A 20,909-nucleotide genomic window follows, 5' to 3' on the forward strand; every position below is an offset into this window, starting at 1 on the left:
TCCGCACGCAAAGGAAAGCACTTAATGTGCTTTCCGTCTTGCGCAGGACTGTAGAGCAGCAAACTTAAACAGCGGGCCGCCCGGACCGGGAATCCGCCCCCGCGCACCGAAGGGGATTCCTTTTGTGTAGGCTTTGCGGAAATATGCTCATTTTGGGATACGCCCGGCGGCGTGGTCTGTTGACGGCACAGCTAACGCCACGTATCCTATCGAACTGCGTGTTTCGTAGGGGGATGCTGACCCCTCGATTCAAGCCGTTGCACTTTACAGAAAGCTGGAATCATTCGAGAAGGAGTACGCTTTGCCTACTATTAACCAGCTGGTTCGCCAGGGCCGTCGTTCCGTGCCCAAGAAGTCCAAGAACGCTGCTCTGCAGCACAACTCCCAGAAGCGCGGCGTGTGCACCCGCGTCTTCACCACGAGTCCCAAGAAGCCGAACTCGGCTCTTCGTAAGGTTGCCCGTGTTCGCCTCGTCAACGGCATCGAAGTTACTGCTTACATCCCGGGTGAGGGCCACAACCTGCAGGAGCACTCCATCGTGCTCGTCCGCGGCGGTCGTGTCCGTGACCTCCCTGGTGTCCGTTATCACGTCATCCGTGGCGCCTACGACGCTGCTCCGGTCCAGAACCGTATGCAGGCCCGTTCCAAGTACGGTGCTAAGCGCCCCAAGGCTAAATAAGCCAGATAACGTTTTGATACTTTCGCCGTGTGCCGCCTAAGCGCCGCACGGTAGACACTTAAGGAGATTTCACATGCCGCGTCGTGCAGCAGCTAATCGTCGTGAGGTTCAGCCTGACGCCGTTTACAACAACCGCCTGGTGACTCAGCTCATCAACAAGGTCCTTCTTGACGGCAAGAAGGCCACCGCTGAGCGCATCGTTTACACCGCTTTCGAGATCGTTGCCGAGAAGTCCGAGGGTGGCGACGCTCTCGCTACCTTCAAGAAGGCTATGGACAACGTCAAGCCCACGCTCGAGGTTAAGCCCAAGCGTGTCGGTGGCGCTACCTATCAGGTCCCGATGGAGGTCAACTCCCGTCGTTCCACCGCTCTGGGCATTCGCTGGATCGTCAACTTCTCCCGCGCTCGCAAGGAGAAGACCATGGCCGAGCGTCTCGCCAACGAGATCCTCGACGCTTCCAACGGCCTGGGCGCTTCCGTCAAGAAGCGTGAGGACGTCTTCAAGATGGCCGAGGCCAACCGCGCGTTCTCTCACTATCGTTGGTAAGTTAAGGTAAGGAACTAACATGGCTAAGCCTAAGTACAAGCTTTCCGATACCCGTAACATCGGCATCATGGCTCACATCGATGCCGGTAAGACCACCACGACCGAGCGTATTCTTTACTACACCGGTAAGACCCACAAGATCGGTGAGGTCCATGAGGGCGCTGCCACCATGGACTGGATGGTTCAGGAGCAGGAGCGCGGCGTAACCATTACCTCCGCTGCTACCACGTGCTTCTGGAACAAGGACGGTAAGGACTACCGCATCCAGATCATCGACACCCCGGGCCACGTTGACTTTACCGCCGAGGTCGAGCGCTGCCTGCGCGTCCTCGATGGCGCTGTCGCCGTCTTCGACGCCGTTGCCGGCGTTCAGCCCCAGTCTGAGACCGTTTGGCGTCAGGCTTCTACCTTCAACGTCCCCCGTATCGCCTTCATCAACAAGTATGACCGCGTGGGCGCTGACTTCTTCAACGCTATCGAGACCATGAAGGACCGTCTCGACGCTAACGCCGTGGCCGCTCAGGTCCCGATGGGCGCCGAGGACAACTTCTGGGGCGTCATCGACCTCGTCACCATGACCGCATGGGACTTCAAGGCCGACGACAAGGGCATGACCTACCCCGAGCCGATGGACGAGATCCCGGCTGAGTTCGCCGACATCGCTGCCACCAAGCGCGAGGAGCTCCTCGACGCTGCTGCCAGCTTTGACGACGAGCTCATGGAGAAGATCCTCATGGAGGAGGACTTCACCGTCGAGGAGCTCAAGGCTGCTCTGCGCAAGGGCGTTCTGGCCAACGAGCTCAACCTCGTCTTCGTGGGCTCCGCCTACAAGAACAAGGGCGTCCAGGAGCTGCTCGACGCTGTCGTCGACTACCTGCCCAGCCCGCTCGACGTCGAGGCCGTCACCGGTACCGATCCGGACACCGGCGAGGAGATCGAGCGTCATCCTTCCTTCGACGAGCCCTTCTCCGGCCTGGTCTTCAAGATCATGACCGACCCGTTCGTCGGTAAGCTCACCTACGTCCGCGTTTACTCCGGCCGCGCCGAGTCCGGCTCCTACGTTGTCAACGCTTCCAACGGTCAGCGCGAGCGCCTCGGCCGCATCCTCGAGATGAACGCCGCCGAGCGTATCGACCGTGACGACGCTGCTGCCGGCGACATCGTTGCTTGCGTCGGCTTCAAGAACTCCACCACCGGCGACACCCTGTGCGCCGAGGGCAAGGAGATCGTCCTCGAGAAGATCGAGTTCGCCAAGCCCGTTATCGACGTTGCCATCGAGCCCAAGACCAAGGCCGAGCAGGACAAGATGTCCCTGGCTCTGACCAAGCTCGCCGAGGAGGACCCGACCTTCCAGGTGTCCACCAACCACGAGACCGGCCAGACCATCATCGCCGGCATGGGCGAGCTGCACCTCGAGATCATCGTCGACCGTCTGCTCCGTGAGTTCAAGGTTGACGCTAACGTCGGTAAGCCCCAGGTTGCCTACCGCGAGACCGCTGGTCACGACGTCGAGAAGGCTGAGGGCAAGTTCGTCCGTCAGTCCGGTGGTCGCGGTCAGTACGGCCACGCCGTCATCAAGCTCGAGAAGATGGAGGAGGGCTTCGGCTACGAGTTCGTCAACGCTATCGTCGGCGGCGTCGTGCCCAAGGAGTACATCCCGTCCATCGACAAGGGCATCCAGGAGGCCCTGAACACCGGTGTTATCGCCGGCTTCCCGGTCCTCGACGTTAAGGTCACCCTGTTCGACGGTTCTTACCACGAGGTCGACTCCTCCGAGGCCGCCTTCAAGATCGCCGGTTCCATGGCTATCAAGGACGCCCTCAAGAAGTCCGACCCGCAGCTGCTCGAGCCGATCATGGCTGTCGAGGTCGAGACCCCCGAGCAGTACATGGGCGACGTTATGGGCAACCTCTCCGGTCGCCGCGGCAAGATCGAGGGCATGGAGGATCGCAAGAACAGCAAGCTCATCCGTGCCAAGGTGCCGCTGGGCGAGATGTTCGGTTACGCTACCGACCTTCGCTCCCAGACCCAGGGCCGTGCATCCTACACGATGCAGTTCGACTCTTATGAGCCCGCGCCCAAGTCCATCGTGGACGAGGTCATGAGCAAGAACGCCTAAGTTCGAGCTCCCTGTTACGTAATCCGCGAGAACATCTCTCGCACTCTTTGGAGGTTTAAGTTGGCTACCCAGAAGATCCGCATTCGCCTCAAGGGCTATGATCACGAGGTCGTCGATCAGTCCGCGAAGCTCATCGTCGAGACCGCTCAGAAGACCGGCGCCCGCGTTTCCGGTCCTGTCCCCCTGCCCACCGAGCGCAACCTGTACACGGTTATCCGCTCGCCGCACGTGAACAAGGACTCCCGTGAGCAGTTCGAGATGCGCACCCACAAGCGCCTCATCGACATCCTCGACCCCACCTCGGGCACCGTTGATTCGCTTATGCGTCTCGACCTCCCCGCTGGCGTCGACATCGACATCAAGCTCTAAGCGATATCGCTCATAGCTTACAGAGCCCCGCTGCCATTACGGTAGCGGGGCTCTTTTGTTTTGCATGATGGGTTTTGACCGCCTGGTAATGCTGCTGAGTAGGTGGCTGCGGCGCCCTATTCGCCCAAGGGGCGCAGCGACGCCTCCTCAAAATGGAAGGATCGCAAGCCGTCTTCTGTTTCGATGCACGCGCGTCCAAAGGTATCGACGGTTTTAAAGATGCCTCGCGCCTGCTCGTCACCGGCAGGGGAGCGGGCGATAACGTGCTTTCCAATCCAATTGAGGTGAGCGACATATTCGCCGTGGACGGGCGCGAGCGATCCGGTGTTTTCTTCCATGGCGTTGAGGCGTTCTGCCCAGGCATCTACAGCGTCTATAACTGCGTGATAGACCTCATCGAGGAGCATGTCGACAGCAGGAACGTTCTCGTTAAGGTCCGAGAGACCGATTGCCGGCAGGCCGCCATCGGGCACCTCCGTGGGCACATAGTTCACGTTGACGCCGATGCCACAGACCGCAAAGGGGTTGCCTTCGTTATCGCGTGCGGCTTCGACCAGAATGCCGCCGAGCTTGCGTCCTCGCGCGACCAGGTCGTTGGGCCATTTGAGGCCAATCTCGTTTGCAAGACCCTGCTTTTCGAGCGCCTCGAGCACCGCTAGGCCGCTGACGGCGGCAAGGCCAGAGTACTTGGCGGGATCAACACGAGGACGTAGGACAATCGAGAGTAACAGATTGCCGGCGGTTGAATCCCACTTGTGGCCGCGTCGGCCGCGTCCTGCTGTCTGAGTCCGGGCGGCAAGTCCTGTGCCGTGCGGCGCTCCCTGTTTTCCTGCTTCGAGCAGGTCATCGTTGGTCGATCCGGTTACGTCGACTATCGTTAATTGGGCATCCATAGCGGCTGCTACCTCCCTAATGAATAAGTGAATGGCGCAATGGTGTCGATAGATAGACACAATGTGAAGCCTTTGTCGCATTTGGACAATTTAATGTTAACACGTCAACAAGGCGAAGAATGCGCTATCCTCTCTTGGTCGATGTAAACACGTCAACAACTCAAAGGAGGTTAGTGATGGGTTTCACGATTCTTGGAACAGGCTCGGCGCTTCCCAAGCGCAGTGTTTCCAATGACGAGCTGTCCGAGTTCCTCGATACCTCGGATGAGTGGATTTTTACCCGCACAGGCATCAAGAGCCGTCATGTGTGCACCAACGAGTCGCTCGACGACCTTGCCGTGGCAGCGAGCGAGCGGGCACTCCAGGTGTCCGGAATCGACGCGAGCCAGCTGGATTTGATCGTCTGCTCGACGACGACGGGTGACCACCTTGTTCCCGCCGAGGCGTGTGCCGTTGCTGAGCGACTGGGCGCGACGTGCCCTGCCTTCGATGTCTCGGCTGCCTGCGCCGGCTTCGTATTTGCGCTCGATGTTGCCGAGGGCTATATCGCCCGAGGACGAGCCAAGCATGTGCTTGTCGTTGCCGCCGAGCAGATGACGCGCGCGCTCGACTGGACCGACCGCGCCACCTGTGTGCTCTTTGGCGATGGGGCAGGCGCCGCGGTGATTGAGGCTGGGGGAGACAGCCCCCTTGCCGTTGAGCTTTCGACGGCGCCCGACGTCGAGACGTTGTGCGTTCCCGGTCTGGTCGGCACCTCGCCGTTTAAGGCCTCCGCAGATAGCGAGAGCGTGCTGTCCATGAATGGCCGCCGCGTGTTCAAGTTCGGCGTCAACGCCATCTGCGACACGGTCCATAAGCTTGCGAGCGATGCGGGCATTTCGGTCGAGGGCATCGACCATTTTGTATTCCATCAGGCTAACGAACGAATCCTGAGTCAGGCGGTCAAGCGCCTCGGCGTGCCAGGCGAGCGCGTGGTTCGAACGCTGCGCGAGACCGGCAACATTTCGAGCGCCTGCATTCCCTTTGCGCTTGACCGGCTGGCACGCACCGACGCACTGAATGCGGGCGATACCATCGCCCTCGTTGGATTTGGCGCCGGTCTGGATATAGGTGGCTATCTACTTCGTTGGAAGTAGTCGCACATAGGAAATAAAAACGCCCCTAGGGCACAAACAAAGGAGAACTACCATGGCAGATCAGAAGACCTTCGAGCGCGTTTGCGATGTTATCCGCGAGACCGCCGGTCTTGACGACGTCGAGATGAAGCCCGAGTCCACGCTCGAGGAGATTGGTCTCGACAGTCTGGGCACCGTCGAGATCCTCGTCGCCGTTGAGGACGAGTTTGGCATCCAGCTCGATACCGAGGAGAACCCCAAGACGGTCGGCGAGTTCGCCGATACGGTCGAGGCGGCATTGGAGAAGTAGAGATGCTCAAGACTCCTCTCTGCGATCTGCTCGGCATCGAAAAGCCCGTGTTCCAGGGCGGTATGGCCTGGATCGCCGACGCCTCGCTGGCGTCCGCAGTGTCCGAGGCGGGCGGCTTAGGGATTATCGCGGCCATGAACGCCGACGCCAACTGGCTGCGCGACCAGATTCATGAGCTGCGCGCCAGGACGGATAAGCCCTTTGGCGTCAACGTCATGCTCATGAGCCCGTTTGCCGACGAGGTCGCGCGGGTCGTGATTGACGAGCGGGTGCCGGTCGTCGTGACGGGTGCCGGCAATCCCACCAAGTACATGAAGGCGTGGAACGAGGCGGGCATCAAGGTCATCCCGGTCGTTGCCTCGGTGGCGCTGGCGCGCCTCGTGGCGCGTCGTGGAGCCACTGCCGTGGTTGCCGAGGGTACCGAATCAGGCGGCCATATTGGCGAGACCTCGACGATGGCACTGGTGCCGCAGGTTGTCGATGCGGTCGATATTCCCGTGGTTGCGGCTGGCGGTATCGCTGATGGCCGCGGCGTGGCGGCCGCCTTTATGCTGGGCGCCGCCGGCGTGCAGGTGGGTACGCGCTTTCTGATCGCAGATGAGTGCACCGTATCGGAGCAGTACAAGGAGATGGTCCTGAAGGCCAACGACACCTCGACGCGTGCGACCGGTCGCTCGACGGGACATCCGGTTCGCGCTCTCAAGAGCCCCTTCACCAACGCGTATGCCAAGAACGAGGCGGCTGGCGCAAGCCCCGAGGAGCTCGGGGCCATGGGCACGGGCGCGCTTCGTAAAGCCGCAAAGGACGGTAATTACGAAGAGGGTTCGTATTTGTGCGGACAGATTGCCGGAATGGTCAACGAACGTCAGAGCGCACGCGAAATCGTCGACGATCTGGTCGATGGCGCCGAGCATGTCCTGAAGGGTGCGTTCGCATGGGTAGCGTAGCGTTTCTGTTTGCCGGTCAGGGTGCCCAGCATCCCGCGATGGGCGTCGATCTTATCGAAGCATCGCCGGCGGCTGCCGAAGTGTTCGCCATTGCCGACGAGGTGCGTCCGGGGACGAGCGAACAGTGCCGGAGCGCCTCGAAAGAGGAGCTCTCACAGACCGAGAACACGCAGCCTTGCGTGTTCGTGCACGACTTGGCTGTTGCCGTCGCCCTGCGCGAGCGCGGCGTGGTGCCTGCCGCCTGTGCGGGATTCTCGCTGGGCGAGGTCGCTGCACTCACCTTTGCGGGGGCATTCGATACACGAGCGGGTTTTGAGCTCGTGTGTGAGCGCGCGGCATTGATGGCCACGGCGGCTGAGCGTCACCCCGGCGGCATGCGCGCCGTCATCAAGCTCGATGCAGCGCAAGTCGAGGGCCTGGCAAAACAGGCCGGCGAGAACTGCTGGCCGGTCAACTACAACAGTCCCCAGCAGACGGTTGTGGCCGGAGCGCCCGATGCGTTGCAGAACCTCGACGCCCTGGTAAAAGAGGCTGGCGGTCGCGCCATGAAGGTCGCGGTGTCGGGTGCATTCCATAGCCCCTATATGGCCGAGGCGACTGAGGGGCTGGCGACGTATATCCAAGCCGGGCACGCCCCGTCCCCTTTGCTGATTCCGGTCATGGCAAATATGACGGCGGCGCCCTATCCGGCCGACCCGCAGGCGGCATCGGAGGTGCTGGCCAACCAGGTGAGTCATGCCGTGCGCTGGGTCGACGCGCTGCATGCTCTGCAGGATCAAGGCATCGACACGTTTATTGAGGTCGGCCCCGGCAAAACGCTGTCGGGCCTGGTCAAGCGTACGCTGAGCGACGTTCGCGTGTATTCGTGCGAAACGGCCGAGCAGGTCGCAGCTATTGCCGACGAGCTCGCATAGTTCACAGGGCTGTAACCCGAAAGGAATGACATGGGCAACTTGAACAACGGCGCGCTCGAGCGCGACGGATCGCGCCGCGTGGCGATGGTCACGGGCGGCTCACGCGGCATCGGTCGCGCTTGTGCCGTGGGCCTGGCGGAGGATGGCTACGATATCGCCGTCGTTTATGCCGGCAGCGTCGATGCGGCGCGCGAGGCGTGCGAGGCCTGCGAGGCGGCTGGCGCCACGGCGCGCGCATATCAATGTGACGTGGCCGATTCCGCCGCCGTCAACACGTGCGTGGAGACGGTCCTCAACGACTTTGGCTCCATTTGGGCGCTCGTCAACAACGCCGGCATCACGCGCGACGGCCTGCTCATGCGTATGGGCGACGATGCCTTCGACCGCGTGCTCGATGTCAATCTCAAGGGCACGTTCAATACGACGCGCGCGCTCACCAAGACCTTTATGCGCCAGCGCGGCGGTTGCGTCATCAACATGAGCTCGGTTGTGGGCCTGATGGGCAATGCCGGGCAGGCCAACTATGCTGCCTCCAAGGCGGGCGTGATAGGGCTTACCAAGGCGGTGGCGCGCGAGCTTGCGCCCCGCGGCGTACGAGTGAACGCGGTCGCCCCCGGGTTTGTCGAAACAGATATGACGGCAAAGCTCTCGGAGAAGGTGCGTGCGGCAACCGAGGAACAGATTCCCCTTAAGCGCATGGCACGCCCCGAGGAAGTGGCCGGCGTGGTGCGCTTTTTGGCGAGTGATGCGGCTGCCTACATTACGGGTGAGGTCGTGCGCGTCGACGGCGGAATGGCGATGTAGAAACCAGGGCCGAAGAACGGCTTGAATGAGGAGAGCATGATGGAACAGAGAGTTGCAATCACCGGCATCGGTGCCGTGTCGCCGCTTGGCAACACCGCGCTTGCCACCTGGGCGGCCATGTGTGCCGGGACCTGTGGCATCGGCCCGATTACGCACTTCGATACGGATGCGTTTGCCGTCAAGGTGGCGGCCGAGGTCAAGGGCTTTGACGGCAACGACTACTTTGGCAAGCACGATGCCAAGCACTTAGACCCCTGCGTTCAGTTTGCACTGGCGGCGTCGGACGAGGCCATGCACGATGCGGGCTTTGATGTCGAAGGCGCCATCGATCGCGAGCGCCTGGGCGTCTACGTGGGTTCAGGCGTGGGCGGCATGCAGACGCTTGTCGACAACGTCCATACGATTGCCGACCGTGGGCCCCGCCGCGCATCGCCTTACATGATTGCGATGATGATTCCCAATATGGCTTCGGGCGATATCGCGATCCGCCACAAGGCAAAAGGCCCGACCCTGCCCGTGGTGACCGCGTGCGCGACCTCGGCTCATGCCGTGGGCGAAGCGTTCCGCGCCATCAAGCATGGCTATGCCGATGCGATTCTCGCCGGCGGTGCCGAGGCGGCCATCATCCCCGATGCCGTTGCGGGCTTTACGTCCTGCCGTGCACTCACTACCAATCCCGATCCTGCGACGGCTTGTCGTCCGTTCGATGCGAATCGCGACGGCTTTGTGATGGGCGAGGGCGCCTGCGTGCTCGTGCTCGAGAGCATGGAACATGCGCAGGCGCGCGGTGTGCACATTTATGCTGAGGTCGTGGGCTACGGCAACACCGATGATGCCTATCACATCACGAGCCCCGATCCCGAGGCTGCCGGCATTGCCCGTGCGATATCGCTGGCGGTGGCCGAGGGCGACGTTAAGCCTTCCGAGGGCCTCTACATCAACGCTCACGGCACCTCGACTAAACTCAACGATTCGTCCGAGACGGCGGGCATTAAGCGTGCGCTCGGCGAGGACGCGGCGCGCGCGGCGCACGTCTCGTCGACCAAGTCGATGACCGGCCACATGATCGGTGCTACGGGTGCCATCGAGGTCATGGCCTGTGCCATGGCGCTCGAGCAGGGCGTGGTGCCCCCGACCATTAACTACCACACGCCCGATCCCGCCTGCGATCTTGACTACACGCCTAATCGAGCGGTTCGCGCCGACCTTACCTGGGCGCTTTCGACCAACCTGGGCTTTGGCGGGCACAACGCCGCCATCGCGCTGCGTAGATATACGAGGAGCTAGAGCATGGATTCCAAAAGACTTGCCGAGATAGCCGATGTTATGGAGGACCGCGGCCTCACGCGCGTACGTGTTGAGGAGCCCGATGGCACCGCGGTCGAACTCGAGCGCGCGAGTGCCGCGCAGCCGGTTGCCGTGCCCATGCCTATGCCGGGTGCCGTGGCCGCTCCGGCGGTGGCTCCTGTCGCCATGCCTGCCGCCGCGCCGGAGCCCGCCGCGCAGGGGCCTGCCGCCGCGCCGGAGCCCAAGGGCACCGAGGTGACTGCTCCCATGGTGGGCGTCTTCTATGCTGCCCCTGCGCCGGGCGACGAGCCGTTTGTGCGCGTGGGCTCCAAGGTCAAGGCCGGCGAGACCCTTTGCATCATCGAGGCCATGAAGGTTCTCAACGAGGTGACGGCCGAGGCAGACGGCGAGGTGCTCGAGATCTGCGTGGCCGATGGCGACCTCGTGGAGTTTGGCAGCTGCCTCATGAGGATCGGATAGGTGATATCCATGAACAAAGAAGAGCTCAAGAAGCTGTTGCCGCATCGCGAGCCGATGCTTTTGCTCGACGAAGCCGAGCTGGTGGGCGACGAGGCCCACGGCAAGATCACGATTACGGGTGACGAGTACTTTTTGCAGGGACATTTTCCGGGAAACCCGGTCGTCCCCGGCGTGATTCAGTGCGAGATGCTCGCCCAGAACTGCTGCGTGCTGCTGATGGGCGATGAGGAGGCGCGCGGCGCGACGCCGTTCTACACGAGTCTGGACAAGGTGCGCTTTAAGCGTCCGGTGCGCCCGGGCGACACGGTGGATCTGGTGTGCTCCATCACGCGTGCGCACGGGCCGTTCCGCTTTGCGACGGGTACCGCGAGCGTCAACGGTGAGGTTTGCTGCCGCGCCGATATGTCTTTTGCACTCATGCACGAAAGTTAAGGAAGGCTTCATGTTCGACAAAGTGCTCATCGCCAACCGCGGCGAAGTCGCGGTCCGTGTTATCCGCGCGTGCCGCGATATGGGCATCAAGACCGTCGCCGTTTATTCCACGGCCGATGCGGACGCGCTACACGTGCAGCTTGCCGACGAGGCGTATTGCATCGGCGGCCCGCGTCTTGCCGAGAGCTACCTCAACGACGATGCCGTGCTCACCTGTGCCGTAAAGTCGGGAGCTAAGGCAATTCATCCCGGCTATGGCTTTTTCTCAGAGAAGGCGAGCTTCGTGCGCGACTGCGACAAATACGGTCTGGCGTTTGTCGGTCCTTCGGCCGAGGTGATCGACAGCATGGGCGACAAGGACGCCGCACGCCGAACGGCTGCTGCCGCGGGCGTGCCCATCGTGCCGGGCTGCGATTTGCTCAAAAGCCCCGAGGAGGCGACGGCCGAGGCCGAGCGCATCGGCTGTCCCGTGCTCATCAAGGCGCGTGCCGGCGGTGGCGGTCGCGGTATTCGCAAGGTCGAGCGCGTGGAAGACGCGGCAAAGGCGTTCATCGAGGCGCGTGCCGAGGGCGAGGCCGTTTTTGGCGACGGCGAGTGCTACATGGAGAAGTTCGTCGCGCCGGCGCATCACGTTGAGGTACAGATTATGGCCGATAAGCAGGGCCATGTGTTTTCACTCGGCGAGCGCGAGTGCTCGGTGCAGCGCCGCAACCAAAAGCTGATCGAGGAGAGCCCCGCGCCGTGCCTCGACGGACGCGACGATATTCGCGCGCGCATGCACAAGGCCGCGCGCGACTTGGCTCGTGCCGTCGGTTATGAGGGCGCTGGCACCATCGAGTTTCTGTACTCGGACGACGGCAATTTCTACTTTATGGAAATGAACACGCGCTTGCAGGTGGAGCATCCGGTTACAGAGTTTGTAACCGATACCGACTTGGTCAAGTGGCAGCTGCGCGTGGCAGCCGGCCAGCCTCTGCCCTTTGAGCAGGAGGACATGCCGGTGCGCAACCACGCCATGGAGTGCCGCATCAATGCCGAAACGCCGGACTTTCTGTCGTCGTGCGGAACGGTCACCGCGTTGCGTGTGCCGGGTGGCCCGCGCGTGCGCTGGGATTCCGCCATGTTTACCGGTGCGAAAGTTCCGCCGTACTACGACTCCATGCTCGGCAAGCTCATCGTGTGTGCGCCCACGCGTGACGGCGCCATTCGCAAGATGCGCTCGGCCCTGGGCGAGCTCGTGATTGGGGGCGTGAGCGAAAACAGCGAGCTTCAGCTCGACGTGCTGGCAAACGACGAGTTCTTGTCGGGCATGTATCACACCGATCTGATGGGGCATCTCTATGCTGATGAATAGGAAAGCGAAGACGGTCAACGTCCTTGAGGGGCCGATGACCGAGTCATGCGCCGAGTTTCCCGCGCGCCACGTGTTTATCAAGTGCCCGGAGTGCCGCCGTGTGATCGATGAGGCACGCCTGCACGACAACCTCGAGGTGTGCCCCCGTTGCGGCAAGCACTTTCGCGTGAGTGGGCGCGACCGTATGCGCATGACGGTCGACGAGGGCACGTTTGAGGAATGGGATGCTAATCTGGCGTCGGAGGACTTCCTCTCGTTTCCCGGTTATGCCGACAAACTCAAGAGCGTGAGCGAGCGTTCGGGCGAGCGCGATGCCGTTGTGTGCGGCAGGGGCAAAATCTGCGGTTGCGATACCGCGCTCTTCTTTATGGATGCCAACTTTATGATGGGCTCGATGGGCTCCGTGGTGGGCGAGAAGATCTGTCGCACATTTGAGCATGCGACCGAGCTGGGATTGCCAGTTGTCGGCTTTACCGTTTCGGGCGGTGCGCGCATGCAAGAGGGCGTGACATCGCTTATGCAGATGGCCAAGATTTCTGCGGCGGTTAGGCGCCACAGCGAGGCGGGCGGCCTGTATATCACGGTGCTCACCGACCCCACGACCGGCGGCGTAACCGCGAGCTTTGCCATGGAGGGCGACATTATCCTGGCCGAGCCCGATGCCCTGACGGCATTTGCCGGCCCGCGCGTGATCGAGCAGAACATGCACAAGCGCCTGCCCAAGGGATTTCAGCGCTCCGAGTTTTTGCTGGAGCACGGCTTTTGCGATGCCGTTGTTCTGCGTGGCGAGATTGCGCTCACGGTAGGCGAGCTGCTGGCGCTGCACGAAGGGCGCGCGCCCGGCCTAGGGGCTCCGCATGAGATCGTGCATATGGGTCGTCGCGGCAAAAAGCTGGGACACTTGTTTAAGCGCTCGGCCGCACCAAAAAGCGCGCTCGAAATCGTCAAACAGACTCGCTCGGCGAACCGCGCCACGGCAGGCGAGATGATCTCGTTGGGCCTCGACGGATTCGTAGAGCTGCACGGCGACCGTTACTTTGGCGACGACGCCGCTGTGGTGGCTGGCATTGGCTGGAAAGACGGACGCCCCGTAACGGTCATCGCCATCGAGCGCGGCACCACGACCAAAGAGCGTATGCGCCGCAACTTTGGCATGGCGCATCCCGAGGGTTACCGCAAAGCGCGTCGTCTGATGCGCCAGGCCGAAAAGTTTGGTCGGCCGGTTCTGTGCCTGGTTGATACTTCGGGCGCGTTTTGCGGCATCGGTGCCGAGGAGCGCGGCCAGGGCGAGGCGATTGCCCAGAATCTCATGGAGATGAGCGGCCTTAAGACGCCGATTGTCTCGGTGGTGACAGGCGAGGGCGGCTCTGGTGGCGCGCTGGCGCTGTCCGTGGCCGACCGCATCCTGATGCTCTCAAGCTCGGCCTATTCGGTCGTGAGCCCCGAGGCCTGTGCGTCGATCCTGTGGAAGGATACCGAGCGCGCGAATGAGGCCGCTGAGGCGCTTAAGCTCACGGCCCCCGATCTGTTGGCGCTCGGCATCATCGACGGCATTGTTGACGATAGGGGCCTGTCGCATGAGGAGATCGCCGGTGTCGTCATGTCCTCGGCATTTGATGCCTTCGATACGCTTGGGCAGCTCGACGACGCGACCCTCACAAACCTCCGCTACGAAAAGTACCGCGCAATCGGTCAGTACCGCACGATGTGACAAAGGGACAGTCCGCATGTCACATTGGGAAAGGCGTTCCATGTCACAAGTTTCTAACACCTCGTTTACAACGACGGTTTCATCAAACGCCATGGCCGTGGTGGACTATCTGTCCAAAAGCATGATGTCGGCGTTGCCGTTTATTGTCTGCGCGGCGCTGTTCCGCACCGTTGCCGTCATTATGGGCGAAGGCATGCTTGGTCTATGGCCTGCCGATTCCGAAATCTATCGCCTGTTTTACAGCTGGCTGTATAACGCTGGCTATTACTTTTTGCCCATCTATCTTGGTTGGGCCGCTGCCCGCCAGCTCGGTTGCTCGGAGCAGCTGGGCATGATGCTGGGCGGCGTATTGATTGTGCCCGATCTGCTTAAGCTCGTTGATGCCGCATCGACGACGGGGGCATCGATGACTTTCGTGTATGGTCTACTTCCCGCGCCGGTCAACGATTACACGACGACTGTTATTCCGGTTCTCATCTCGGTGCCCGTGCTATGGCAGGTGGAGCGTTTCTTTAAGCGCACTATCCCTCAGGCTGTGGCGTTTTCTTTTGTACCGTTTGCAACCATGCTTGTCATGGTTCCGGTGTCGCTGTGTGTTACGGCGCCGGCAGGCAGCTATCTGGGCATGCTGCTGGGACAGCTTATGTTTATGCTTGGCAATTCCGGTGGCATCGTGTCGCTGCTCACGCTCATGGGGCTTGCCGCGGGCTGGGAGTTTCTTAAGATCGCGGGTGTCAGCAACGTTGTCCTATCGCTCGCCTATGCGCAGTTTATGAGTGTGGGAACGGATTCGTGCATCCTGATCGCCGCGACGATGGCAACGTTCGCCGTTTGGGGTATGCCCTTTGGCGCGTCGCTCCGCGTTGCGGATAAGGACGAGAAGGCGCTCATGCTGGGCTATTCGATCTCGGGCGTGCTTGGCGGCGTAAGCGAGCCGGCGCTGTACGGCTGCGGCTTTAAATATGGCAGGTGTCTGACATGCATGGCCATTGGCGGCGCCGTCGGAGGCCTTGTTGCGGCCGTGGGCCACGTTACGGCCTATACCATCGGCATGACGAATGTCCTTATGGTCATTGGCTTTGCCACGGGCGGCATTTCGAACCTGCTGTGGTGCTGCGCTGCCGGTGGCACGGCATTTGCGGTGTCTGCGGCGCTGAGCTACTGCTTTGGCGTGGTGCCGGCGAAGGAGCAGGTGACGGGGGACGGAGCCGATTTGCCCGAAACCTCGAAGAGCGTGGCCGAGGCAAACGCATAAACCTGTGCGACAAAGGGACGGTCCCGCATGTCGCATTCCAAGGCCGTGGCCCGTGTGGGTTGCGGCCTTTTTGTATCTGGGGGACAAAGTAGCTACACTACAATCCGTTTGAGCAATAGATATATAGGTAGTACCGTGGGGGCGGATGCAGATGGTCGAGTGGATTGTTCGTCGTGCGCAGGGCGACCGTGCACGCGTGGGAACGTTGACGGGCATGGTGTGTATTCTCGCCAATGTGGCACTATGCGCTGCGAAGGGTGCAATTGGCGTGCTGTCGGGATCGGTTTCAATCGTGGCGGACGCTATGAACAACCTGTCTGATGCCAGCTCGAACATCGTGAGCGTGCTTGGCTTTAAGCTGGCGGGCAAGCCGGCCGACCCCGAGCATCCTTACGGCCATGGCCGCTACGAGTATCTCTCGGGTCTGGTCGTGGCGGCGCTCGTGCTGCTGATCGGCCTTGAGCTTATCAAGTCCTCGGTTGAGCGCGTCATCCACCCCGAACCTGTCGAGTTCTCGCTTGCCCTGGTGGCAGTCCTTGCGCTTTCGATGGTCGTAAAGCTTTGGATGGCGGCCCTCAACCAAAAACTCGGCGATCGCATTGAGTCCGAGACGCTGCATGCGACCGCGCAGGATTCCAAGAACGATGTTCTAGCCACGGGCGCCGTGTTGGCGTGCGCGATTGTTTCGCAGGTGACGCATATCAATCTAGATGCATGGGTCGGCCTTGCCGTTGGCGCCTATATTGGCTGGAGCGGCTTTGAACTCATCCAGGATACGGTGAGCCCGCTTTTGGGCCAGGCGCCCGATCCTAAGCTGGTCAAGCACATTCGAGACAAAATCATGAGCTACCCCGGCGTTTTGGGCGTTCACGATTTGATGGTTCACGACTACGGCCCAGGCAGAAAGTTCGCAAGTGCCCACGCCGAGATGGCGGCTGAGGCCAGCCCGCTGGAAAGTCACGACACGCTCGACAACATTGAACAGGCATTTAGGAACGAAGACGGCATGATTGTCACGCTCCATTACGACCCCATCGTGACCGACGATCCAAAGGTGGCGAGCATGCGTCTGCGCATCAACGCTATGGCTCAAGAGATTGATAGCCGCCTCTCGATCCACGACCTACGCTGTGTTCCGGGCCCCACGCACACCAACGTGATCTTTGACTGCGTGCGTCCCTCGGATCTACAGATGAGTGCCGAAGACTTAAAGCACGCACTGGCACAACGGGTCGAATCGGAATATCCCAGGTCGATTGCCAAGATCGCGATCGACGAAGACTACGTAGGGCATACCCACGAGTAAGGCTGTGCCGGCAAAGCAGGTTATGCAGAAGGGGAGAGCATGAAGAAGCTGTATCTACTCCGCCACGGTCAGACGGAGTTCAACGTCAAAAAGCTGGTCCAGGGCCGCTGCGATTCACCGCTGACCGACCTGGGTCGTCAGCAAGCCGGGATGGCAGCCGCGTGGCTCAAAGCCCACAACGTCGTTCCCGACAAAGTGGTCTCTTCGCCCTTAGGCCGAGCCATGGACACGGCAAGTCTCGTCGCAACCGAACTCCTCGGCCGGGATGCAGCAGTCGAGCCCTGCGAAGGCATCATCGAGCGCAGCTACGGCACCTTCGAAGAAGGCCCCCACGACGCCCTGCCCACCGACGTCTGGGACCCGGGTGAGGACCTGGTCCCCTTCGGAGGAGAAGGAAGTCGCGCACTGCAAGAACGCATGGTAGGTACCCTCACCAATCTCATGGGCGCTGAGGGCATCGAAACCCTTCTAGCAGTAAGCCACGGCAGCGCCAGCCGCCAATTCATCAAGGCTGCAGCCCCAGGGGGCTTCGAGCTCCCAACAAAACTCCCCAACTGCGCCATCATGATCTTCGATTTTGACGAGGCAAAGTCGGGAGAAGAAGGCGACGCGCCCCAATCCAAGTTCATCTTGCAGCAAATCATCGATCCTCAACAAAGTAATTAGCTGAGCGAGCAGAGTTAAGCAGACATCAACGTGTCGTCTCCCGAGCACGGCGGAGGGCCGGAGAAATATATTAAGGTCATCGCGAGTTCCGCACGCAAAGGAGAGCACTTAATGTGCTCTCCGTCTTGCGCAGGACTGTAGAGCAGGGACCTTAATATATTTCTCCGGCCCTCCGCCGTGCTCGGGAGCCATCCACGCACTTTACCTGCGTAAACAATGTGAGTGAAATATGAATCTCGATGGATACGCCCGCAGCCGTGTATACTAAACAGCTGTGTGAAACCAGGGGAGTATTCTGGCTGGACAAAATGCCTGCTTAATAGGGTTGTCAGGTAGTCCGGGCGAAATACAAGGCTGGGGAGCACGTCGTGTAAGTGGTGGTCCTCTAGGGGCGTACGCTCGGTGGTGTACGCATTGTCCCAAGACCACGCGAGAGTTGGGATCATATCTTGATCAGCATGATTCTCGGCCGCAAGATTGGCATGACCCAGGTTTGGGACGAGGACGATAACGTCGTTCCCGTCACGGTCATCCAGGCTGGCCCCTGCGCTGTCTCGCAGGTTAAAACTCAGGCAACCGACGGCTATGACGCCGTCCAGATCGGTTTCGGCGACATCAAGGCCAAGAACGTGAACAAGCCCATGGCTGGTCACTTCGCCAAGGCTGGCGTCGAGCCTGTCCGCTTCCTTCGTGAGGTCCGCGTCGAGAACGGCGAGGAGCACAAGGTCGGCGAGGTCGTCACCGTCGCTGATTTCGCTGATGTCGAGAAGGTCGATGTCATCGGTACCTCCAAGGGTAAGGGCTTCCAGGGTCGCATCAAGCGCTGGGGTCAGCGCCGCGGTCCTATGACGCATGGTTCTCACTTCCAGCGTCACCCCGGTTCTATCGGTCAGTGCGCCTATCCTGCGCGCGTCCTCAAGGGCGTCAAGATGGCCGGTCACATGGGTAACGAGCGCGTTACCGTCAAGAACCTTTCCGTTGTCCGCATCGATGCCGAGCAGAACCTCATCTTGGTCAAGGGCGCTGTCCCGGGTGCCAAGAATGGTCTCGTCGCCATCCGTATGGCCTAAGGGCCCAGCCCATTTAGCCCAGCGTCATACCAAGGAGAACACTTAAATGGCAAAGTTTGAAGTAAAGAACAGCGAGGGCAAGAAGGTCGCCGAGGCCGAGCTCGCCGCTGAGGTGTACGGCATCGAGCCGAACATCCACGTTATGCACCACATCGTCAAGTGCCAGATGGCCTCTTGGCGTCAGGGCACCCAGTCCGCTAAGGGCCGCTCTGAGGTTTCCGGTGGCGGCAAGAAGCCTTGGCGTCAGAAGGGCACCGGCCGTGCCCGCCAGGGTTCCATCCGTGCTGCCCAGTGGCGTCACGGTGGCGTTGTCTTCGCCCCCAAGCCCCGTTCCTACGCTAAGCGTATGAACAACAAGGAGGTCAAGCTGGCTATGCGCTCCGCGCTGTCCGCCAAGCTGGCCGATGGCGAGCTCGTGCTCGTCGACGACTACGGCTTCGAGAAGCCTTCCACCAAGGCTGCCGTTGCCATGCTCAAGGCTCTCGGCCTTGAGGGCAAGCGTCTGACCATCATCGTTCGCGATGAGGACGTCAACGCCTACCTGTCGTTCCGCAACATTCCCAAGACGTTCATCATCACTGCCGACGAGGCCAACACCTACGATCTCGTCAACAACAACGCCGTGCTGATGCCCGCCGACATCGCCGCTCACTTCGGGGAGGTGCTTGCATAAATGACCGCCCACGAGATTATCATCCGTCCGATCGTGTCCGAGCGTTCCTTCTCCGGCATGGAGCTGAACAAGTACACGTTCGAGGTCGCCAAGGATGCTAATAAGTATCAGATCAAGGACGCTGTCGAGGAGATCTTCGGCGTCAAGGTCGTTCGCGTGAACACCCTGACGGTCAAGCCCAAGACCAAGCGCGTGCGCTATGTCGCCGGCAAGACCCGTTCTTGGAAGAAGGCCATCGTCACGCTGGCCGAGGGCGACACCATCGAGGTCTTTGGCAACCAGGCCTAAGACTCGCTGCTGTTGAGTGAGCTCATGCCTCCCAAATAGGGGAGGCGGGAGCTCAAGGTTTTGGGCGTATAAAATGGACACGCCCGGAGCCGTGTATACGTCCGGTGTCATCGCACCCGAGGCAGAACCTCGAATCCCTGTCTGTGATGGCTAACGGATTCCTATTGAAAGGGATTGTAATGGCTGTAAAGCACCTTAAGCCGACCTCCGCTGGTAGGCGTTGGCAGACGATCTCCGACTTCTCCGAGATCACCTGCACCAAGCCCGAGAAGTCTCTTCTCGAGCCCCTGCCCAAGAAGGCCGGTCGTAACAACAACGGCCGTATCACCACCCGCCACCAGGGCGGCGGCGTGAAGCGTCGTTACCGCGTGATCGACTTCAAGCGCAACAAGGACGGCGTGCCCGCCAAGGTTGCCACGATCGAGTACGATCCGAACCGTTCCGCTCGCATCGCTCTGCTGCACTACGCTGACGGTGAGAAGCGCTACATCCTTGCCCCCAAGGGCCTCGAGGTCGGTCAGACCGTCATGTCCGGTTCTGACGCCGACATCAAGCCGGGCAACGCTCTGCCCCTCGCCGACATCCCCGTCGGTACGCTCATCCACGCCGTCGAGTTCCAGCCGGGCAAGGGCGCTGCTATCGCCCGTTCCGCCGGTAACTCCTGCCAGCTGATGGGTAAGGAGGGCAAGTACGCTATCGTCCGTATGCCTTCCTCCGAGATGCGCCGCATCCTCGTTACCTGCCGCGCTACCGTCGGTGAGGTCGGCAACGCCGATCACTCCAACATCGTCATCGGCAAGGCCGGCCGTAAGCGTCACATGAACGTGCGCCCGACCGTCCGCGGTACCGTCATGAACCCTGTCGACCACCCGCACGGCGGTGGCGAGGGCAAGAACCACACCTCTGGTCGTCCCTCTGTTACCCCCTGGGGTAAGCCGACGAAGGGCCTTCGTACGCGCAAGAAGAAGAAGGTCTCGAACCAGCACATCATTCGTCGCCGTAAGAAGTAATTTCGGATACCGAGTTTTAGGAGAAAGCACTTATGAGCAGAAGTCTCAAAAAGGGCCCGTTCGTGGAGACTCGCCTTCTCTCGCGTATCACCGCGATGAACGAGGCTGGCAAGAAGGACGTCGTGAAGACCTGGTCCCGCGCGTCCACCATCTTCCCCGAGATGGTTGGTCACACCATCGCCGTCCACGACGGCCGCAAGCATGTGCCCGTGTATGTTACCGAGTCCATGGTTGGTCACAAGCTCGGCGAGTTCGCGCCGACTCGTACGTTCCGTGGCCACAAGGCCAAATAGGGGGTTAACCGTAAATGGCAACTAAGTCTATTGAAACTGAGGCCACCGAGGTTCGCGCCGTCGCTAAGTACGTGCGTGTTTCCCCCAGCAAGGCCCGCCTGGTGGTCGATCTGATCCGCCGCAAGCCTGTCGCTCAGGCCTTCGACATCCTCCACTTCTGCGACCGCGCCGTCGCCGTGGATGTCGAGAAGGTTCTCCGTTCCGCCGTTGCGAACGCCGAGAACAACAACGGTCTGCGTGCCGACAATCTGGTTGTCGCCGCTGCCTATGTTGACGAGGGTCCGACGCTTAAGCGCATCCGTCCCCGCGCCAAGGGTTCCGCTTCTCGCATTCTGAAGCGTACTTCCCACATCACCGTCGTCGTTGCTCCTCGAAAGGAGGCGTAAA

The 20,909-nt window shown here is 61.0% G+C and carries 24 protein-coding genes; 23 read left to right on the forward strand and 1 reads right to left on the reverse strand.

The features are described 5' to 3' along the window. Positions 1-301 precede the first annotated feature (301 nt). The 4 genes from rpsL (at position 302) to rpsJ (ending at position 3,714) form a co-directional block, all read left to right on the forward strand. Positions 302-679, forward strand: a complete 378-nt coding sequence (rpsL, locus tag PMX70_RS00005) for a 30S ribosomal protein S12 (protein ID WP_006235012.1) — start codon at positions 302-304, stop codon at positions 677-679. Between the two features lie 73 nt (positions 680-752). Further along, positions 753-1,226: a 30S ribosomal protein S7 gene (rpsG, locus tag PMX70_RS00010; RefSeq protein ID WP_006235013.1), complete on the forward strand. Its 474-nt coding sequence runs from the start codon at positions 753-755 to the stop codon at positions 1,224-1,226. A 19-nt stretch (positions 1,227-1,245) separates the two neighbouring features. Next, on the forward strand, positions 1,246-3,345 hold the full coding sequence (gene fusA / locus PMX70_RS00015; RefSeq protein WP_117854517.1) for an elongation factor G: 2,100 nt from the start codon (positions 1,246-1,248) through the stop codon (positions 3,343-3,345). A 60-nt stretch (positions 3,346-3,405) separates the two neighbouring features. Continuing rightward, positions 3,406-3,714 carry a 30S ribosomal protein S10 gene (gene rpsJ, locus PMX70_RS00020; RefSeq protein WP_022094184.1) on the forward strand — a complete coding sequence of 103 codons (309 nt, stop codon included), beginning with the start codon at positions 3,406-3,408 and terminating at the stop codon, positions 3,712-3,714. 116 nt (positions 3,715-3,830) lie between these two features. Here the strand turns inward: rpsJ and PMX70_RS00025 are convergent, their stop codons facing one another. Continuing rightward, positions 3,831-4,607, reverse strand: a complete 777-nt coding sequence (locus tag PMX70_RS00025) for a biotin--[acetyl-CoA-carboxylase] ligase (RefSeq protein WP_271742440.1) — start codon at positions 4,605-4,607, stop codon at positions 3,831-3,833. Between the two features lie 176 nt (positions 4,608-4,783). On the opposite strand from PMX70_RS00025, the gene PMX70_RS00030 reads away from it, so the two are divergent. From PMX70_RS00030 to rplV, 19 genes are all read left to right on the forward strand, one after another. After that, positions 4,784-5,743, forward strand: coding sequence for a 3-oxoacyl-ACP synthase III family protein (locus tag PMX70_RS00030; RefSeq protein WP_271742441.1), 960 nt, complete (start codon positions 4,784-4,786; stop codon positions 5,741-5,743). 52 nt (positions 5,744-5,795) lie between these two features. Then, positions 5,796-6,032 (forward strand): acyl carrier protein, encoded by a 237-nt coding sequence (locus PMX70_RS00035; protein ID WP_006235019.1) that lies wholly within the window; start codon positions 5,796-5,798, stop codon positions 6,030-6,032. Between the two features lie 2 nt (positions 6,033-6,034). Then, positions 6,035-6,979 carry an enoyl-[acyl-carrier-protein] reductase FabK gene (fabK, locus tag PMX70_RS00040; protein ID WP_271742442.1) on the forward strand — a complete coding sequence of 315 codons (945 nt, stop codon included), beginning with the start codon at positions 6,035-6,037 and terminating at the stop codon, positions 6,977-6,979. After that, positions 6,967-7,893, forward strand: a complete 927-nt coding sequence (locus tag PMX70_RS00045; RefSeq protein WP_271742443.1) for an ACP S-malonyltransferase — start codon at positions 6,967-6,969, stop codon at positions 7,891-7,893. The genes fabK and PMX70_RS00045 overlap by 13 nt, the downstream gene beginning before the upstream one ends. 30 nt (positions 7,894-7,923) lie before the next feature. Then, positions 7,924-8,697 (forward strand): 3-oxoacyl-[acyl-carrier-protein] reductase, encoded by a 774-nt coding sequence (gene fabG / locus PMX70_RS00050; RefSeq protein WP_271742444.1) that lies wholly within the window; start codon positions 7,924-7,926, stop codon positions 8,695-8,697. Between the two features lie 39 nt (positions 8,698-8,736). Next, complete coding sequence (gene fabF, locus PMX70_RS00055) at positions 8,737-9,984, forward strand: beta-ketoacyl-ACP synthase II (RefSeq protein WP_271742445.1); 1,248 nt, start codon at positions 8,737-8,739, stop codon at positions 9,982-9,984. Between the two features lie 3 nt (positions 9,985-9,987). Next, positions 9,988-10,464: an acetyl-CoA carboxylase biotin carboxyl carrier protein gene (gene accB, locus PMX70_RS00060; protein WP_117854504.1), complete on the forward strand. Its 477-nt coding sequence runs from the start codon at positions 9,988-9,990 to the stop codon at positions 10,462-10,464. A 9-nt stretch (positions 10,465-10,473) separates the two neighbouring features. Then, positions 10,474-10,896 carry a 3-hydroxyacyl-ACP dehydratase FabZ gene (gene fabZ, locus PMX70_RS00065; RefSeq protein ID WP_118449977.1) on the forward strand — a complete coding sequence of 141 codons (423 nt, stop codon included), beginning with the start codon at positions 10,474-10,476 and terminating at the stop codon, positions 10,894-10,896. Between the two features lie 10 nt (positions 10,897-10,906). Then, positions 10,907-12,250: an acetyl-CoA carboxylase biotin carboxylase subunit gene (locus tag PMX70_RS00070; RefSeq protein ID WP_271742446.1), complete on the forward strand. Its 1,344-nt coding sequence runs from the start codon at positions 10,907-10,909 to the stop codon at positions 12,248-12,250. After that, positions 12,243-13,961, forward strand: a complete 1,719-nt coding sequence (accD, locus tag PMX70_RS00075; protein WP_271742447.1) for an acetyl-CoA carboxylase, carboxyltransferase subunit beta — start codon at positions 12,243-12,245, stop codon at positions 13,959-13,961. The genes PMX70_RS00070 and accD overlap by 8 nt, the downstream gene beginning before the upstream one ends. 40 nt (positions 13,962-14,001) lie before the next feature. Continuing rightward, positions 14,002-15,216, forward strand: coding sequence for a PTS sugar transporter subunit IIC (locus PMX70_RS00080; RefSeq protein WP_271742449.1), 1,215 nt, complete (start codon positions 14,002-14,004; stop codon positions 15,214-15,216). 151 nt (positions 15,217-15,367) lie between these two features. Continuing rightward, entirely contained in the window at positions 15,368-16,522 is a 1,155-nt protein-coding gene (locus PMX70_RS00085; protein WP_271742450.1) for a cation diffusion facilitator family transporter, read from the forward strand. Between the two features lie 39 nt (positions 16,523-16,561). After that, positions 16,562-17,188, forward strand: coding sequence for a histidine phosphatase family protein (locus tag PMX70_RS00090; RefSeq protein ID WP_271742451.1), 627 nt, complete (start codon positions 16,562-16,564; stop codon positions 17,186-17,188). A 449-nt stretch (positions 17,189-17,637) separates the two neighbouring features. Continuing rightward, positions 17,638-18,258 (forward strand): 50S ribosomal protein L3, encoded by a 621-nt coding sequence (gene rplC / locus PMX70_RS00095; RefSeq protein ID WP_035137484.1) that lies wholly within the window; start codon positions 17,638-17,640, stop codon positions 18,256-18,258. A 46-nt stretch (positions 18,259-18,304) separates the two neighbouring features. Then, a complete protein-coding gene (gene rplD, locus PMX70_RS00100) occupies positions 18,305-18,931 on the forward strand; it encodes a 50S ribosomal protein L4 (protein WP_006235032.1) in 627 nt (208 codons plus the stop codon). Next, positions 18,932-19,219: a 50S ribosomal protein L23 gene (gene rplW / locus PMX70_RS00105; protein WP_022094197.1), complete on the forward strand. Its 288-nt coding sequence runs from the start codon at positions 18,932-18,934 to the stop codon at positions 19,217-19,219. Between the two features lie 179 nt (positions 19,220-19,398). After that, complete coding sequence (rplB, locus tag PMX70_RS00110; protein ID WP_138113074.1) at positions 19,399-20,229, forward strand: 50S ribosomal protein L2; 831 nt, start codon at positions 19,399-19,401, stop codon at positions 20,227-20,229. Positions 20,230-20,261: 32 nt separating this feature from the next. Beyond that, positions 20,262-20,522, forward strand: coding sequence for a 30S ribosomal protein S19 (gene rpsS / locus PMX70_RS00115; protein WP_006235035.1), 261 nt, complete (start codon positions 20,262-20,264; stop codon positions 20,520-20,522). A gap of 14 nt (positions 20,523-20,536) precedes the next feature. After that, the gene (rplV, locus tag PMX70_RS00120) at positions 20,537-20,908 is read left to right on the forward strand and encodes a 50S ribosomal protein L22 (RefSeq protein WP_006235036.1); all 372 of its coding nucleotides are present in this window, start codon (positions 20,537-20,539) and stop codon (positions 20,906-20,908) included. Position 20,909: the final 1 nt, after the last annotated feature.

This window comes from Collinsella aerofaciens, from assembly GCF_028206795.1.
Classification (GTDB): domain Bacteria; phylum Actinomycetota; class Coriobacteriia; order Coriobacteriales; family Coriobacteriaceae; genus Collinsella; species Collinsella aerofaciens_AX.

Excerpts from the sequence above, each read along its gene's own strand:
- PMX70_RS00035 (WP_006235019.1), top strand. The coding sequence starts at position 5,796 with ATGGCAGATCAGAAGACCTTCGAGCGCGTTTGCGATGTTATCCGCGAG.
- fabG (WP_271742444.1), top strand. The coding sequence starts at position 7,924 with ATGGGCAACTTGAACAACGGCGCGCTCGAGCGCGACGGATCGCGCCGC.
- PMX70_RS00080 (WP_271742449.1), top strand. The coding sequence starts at position 14,002 with ATGTCACAAGTTTCTAACACCTCGTTTACAACGACGGTTTCATCAAAC.
- rplV (WP_006235036.1), top strand. The coding sequence starts at position 20,537 with ATGGCAACTAAGTCTATTGAAACTGAGGCCACCGAGGTTCGCGCCGTC.
- rplW (WP_022094197.1), top strand. The coding sequence starts at position 18,932 with ATGACCGCCCACGAGATTATCATCCGTCCGATCGTGTCCGAGCGTTCC.
- rplD (WP_006235032.1), top strand. The coding sequence starts at position 18,305 with ATGGCAAAGTTTGAAGTAAAGAACAGCGAGGGCAAGAAGGTCGCCGAG.
- accB (WP_117854504.1), top strand. The coding sequence starts at position 9,988 with ATGGATTCCAAAAGACTTGCCGAGATAGCCGATGTTATGGAGGACCGC.
- PMX70_RS00045 (WP_271742443.1), top strand. The coding sequence starts at position 6,967 with ATGGGTAGCGTAGCGTTTCTGTTTGCCGGTCAGGGTGCCCAGCATCCC.
- rpsG (WP_006235013.1), top strand. The coding sequence starts at position 753 with ATGCCGCGTCGTGCAGCAGCTAATCGTCGTGAGGTTCAGCCTGACGCC.
- fabZ (WP_118449977.1), top strand. The coding sequence starts at position 10,474 with ATGAACAAAGAAGAGCTCAAGAAGCTGTTGCCGCATCGCGAGCCGATG.
- PMX70_RS00085 (WP_271742450.1), top strand. The coding sequence starts at position 15,368 with ATGGTCGAGTGGATTGTTCGTCGTGCGCAGGGCGACCGTGCACGCGTG.
- fusA (WP_117854517.1), top strand. The coding sequence starts at position 1,246 with ATGGCTAAGCCTAAGTACAAGCTTTCCGATACCCGTAACATCGGCATC.
- accD (WP_271742447.1), top strand. The coding sequence starts at position 12,243 with ATGAATAGGAAAGCGAAGACGGTCAACGTCCTTGAGGGGCCGATGACC.
- PMX70_RS00025 (WP_271742440.1), bottom strand. The coding sequence starts at position 4,607 with ATGGATGCCCAATTAACGATAGTCGACGTAACCGGATCGACCAACGAT.
- fabK (WP_271742442.1), top strand. The coding sequence starts at position 6,035 with ATGCTCAAGACTCCTCTCTGCGATCTGCTCGGCATCGAAAAGCCCGTG.
- fabF (WP_271742445.1), top strand. The coding sequence starts at position 8,737 with ATGGAACAGAGAGTTGCAATCACCGGCATCGGTGCCGTGTCGCCGCTT.
- PMX70_RS00090 (WP_271742451.1), top strand. The coding sequence starts at position 16,562 with ATGAAGAAGCTGTATCTACTCCGCCACGGTCAGACGGAGTTCAACGTC.
- PMX70_RS00030 (WP_271742441.1), top strand. The coding sequence starts at position 4,784 with ATGGGTTTCACGATTCTTGGAACAGGCTCGGCGCTTCCCAAGCGCAGT.
- PMX70_RS00070 (WP_271742446.1), top strand. The coding sequence starts at position 10,907 with ATGTTCGACAAAGTGCTCATCGCCAACCGCGGCGAAGTCGCGGTCCGT.
- rpsS (WP_006235035.1), top strand. The coding sequence starts at position 20,262 with ATGAGCAGAAGTCTCAAAAAGGGCCCGTTCGTGGAGACTCGCCTTCTC.
- rplB (WP_138113074.1), top strand. The coding sequence starts at position 19,399 with ATGGCTGTAAAGCACCTTAAGCCGACCTCCGCTGGTAGGCGTTGGCAG.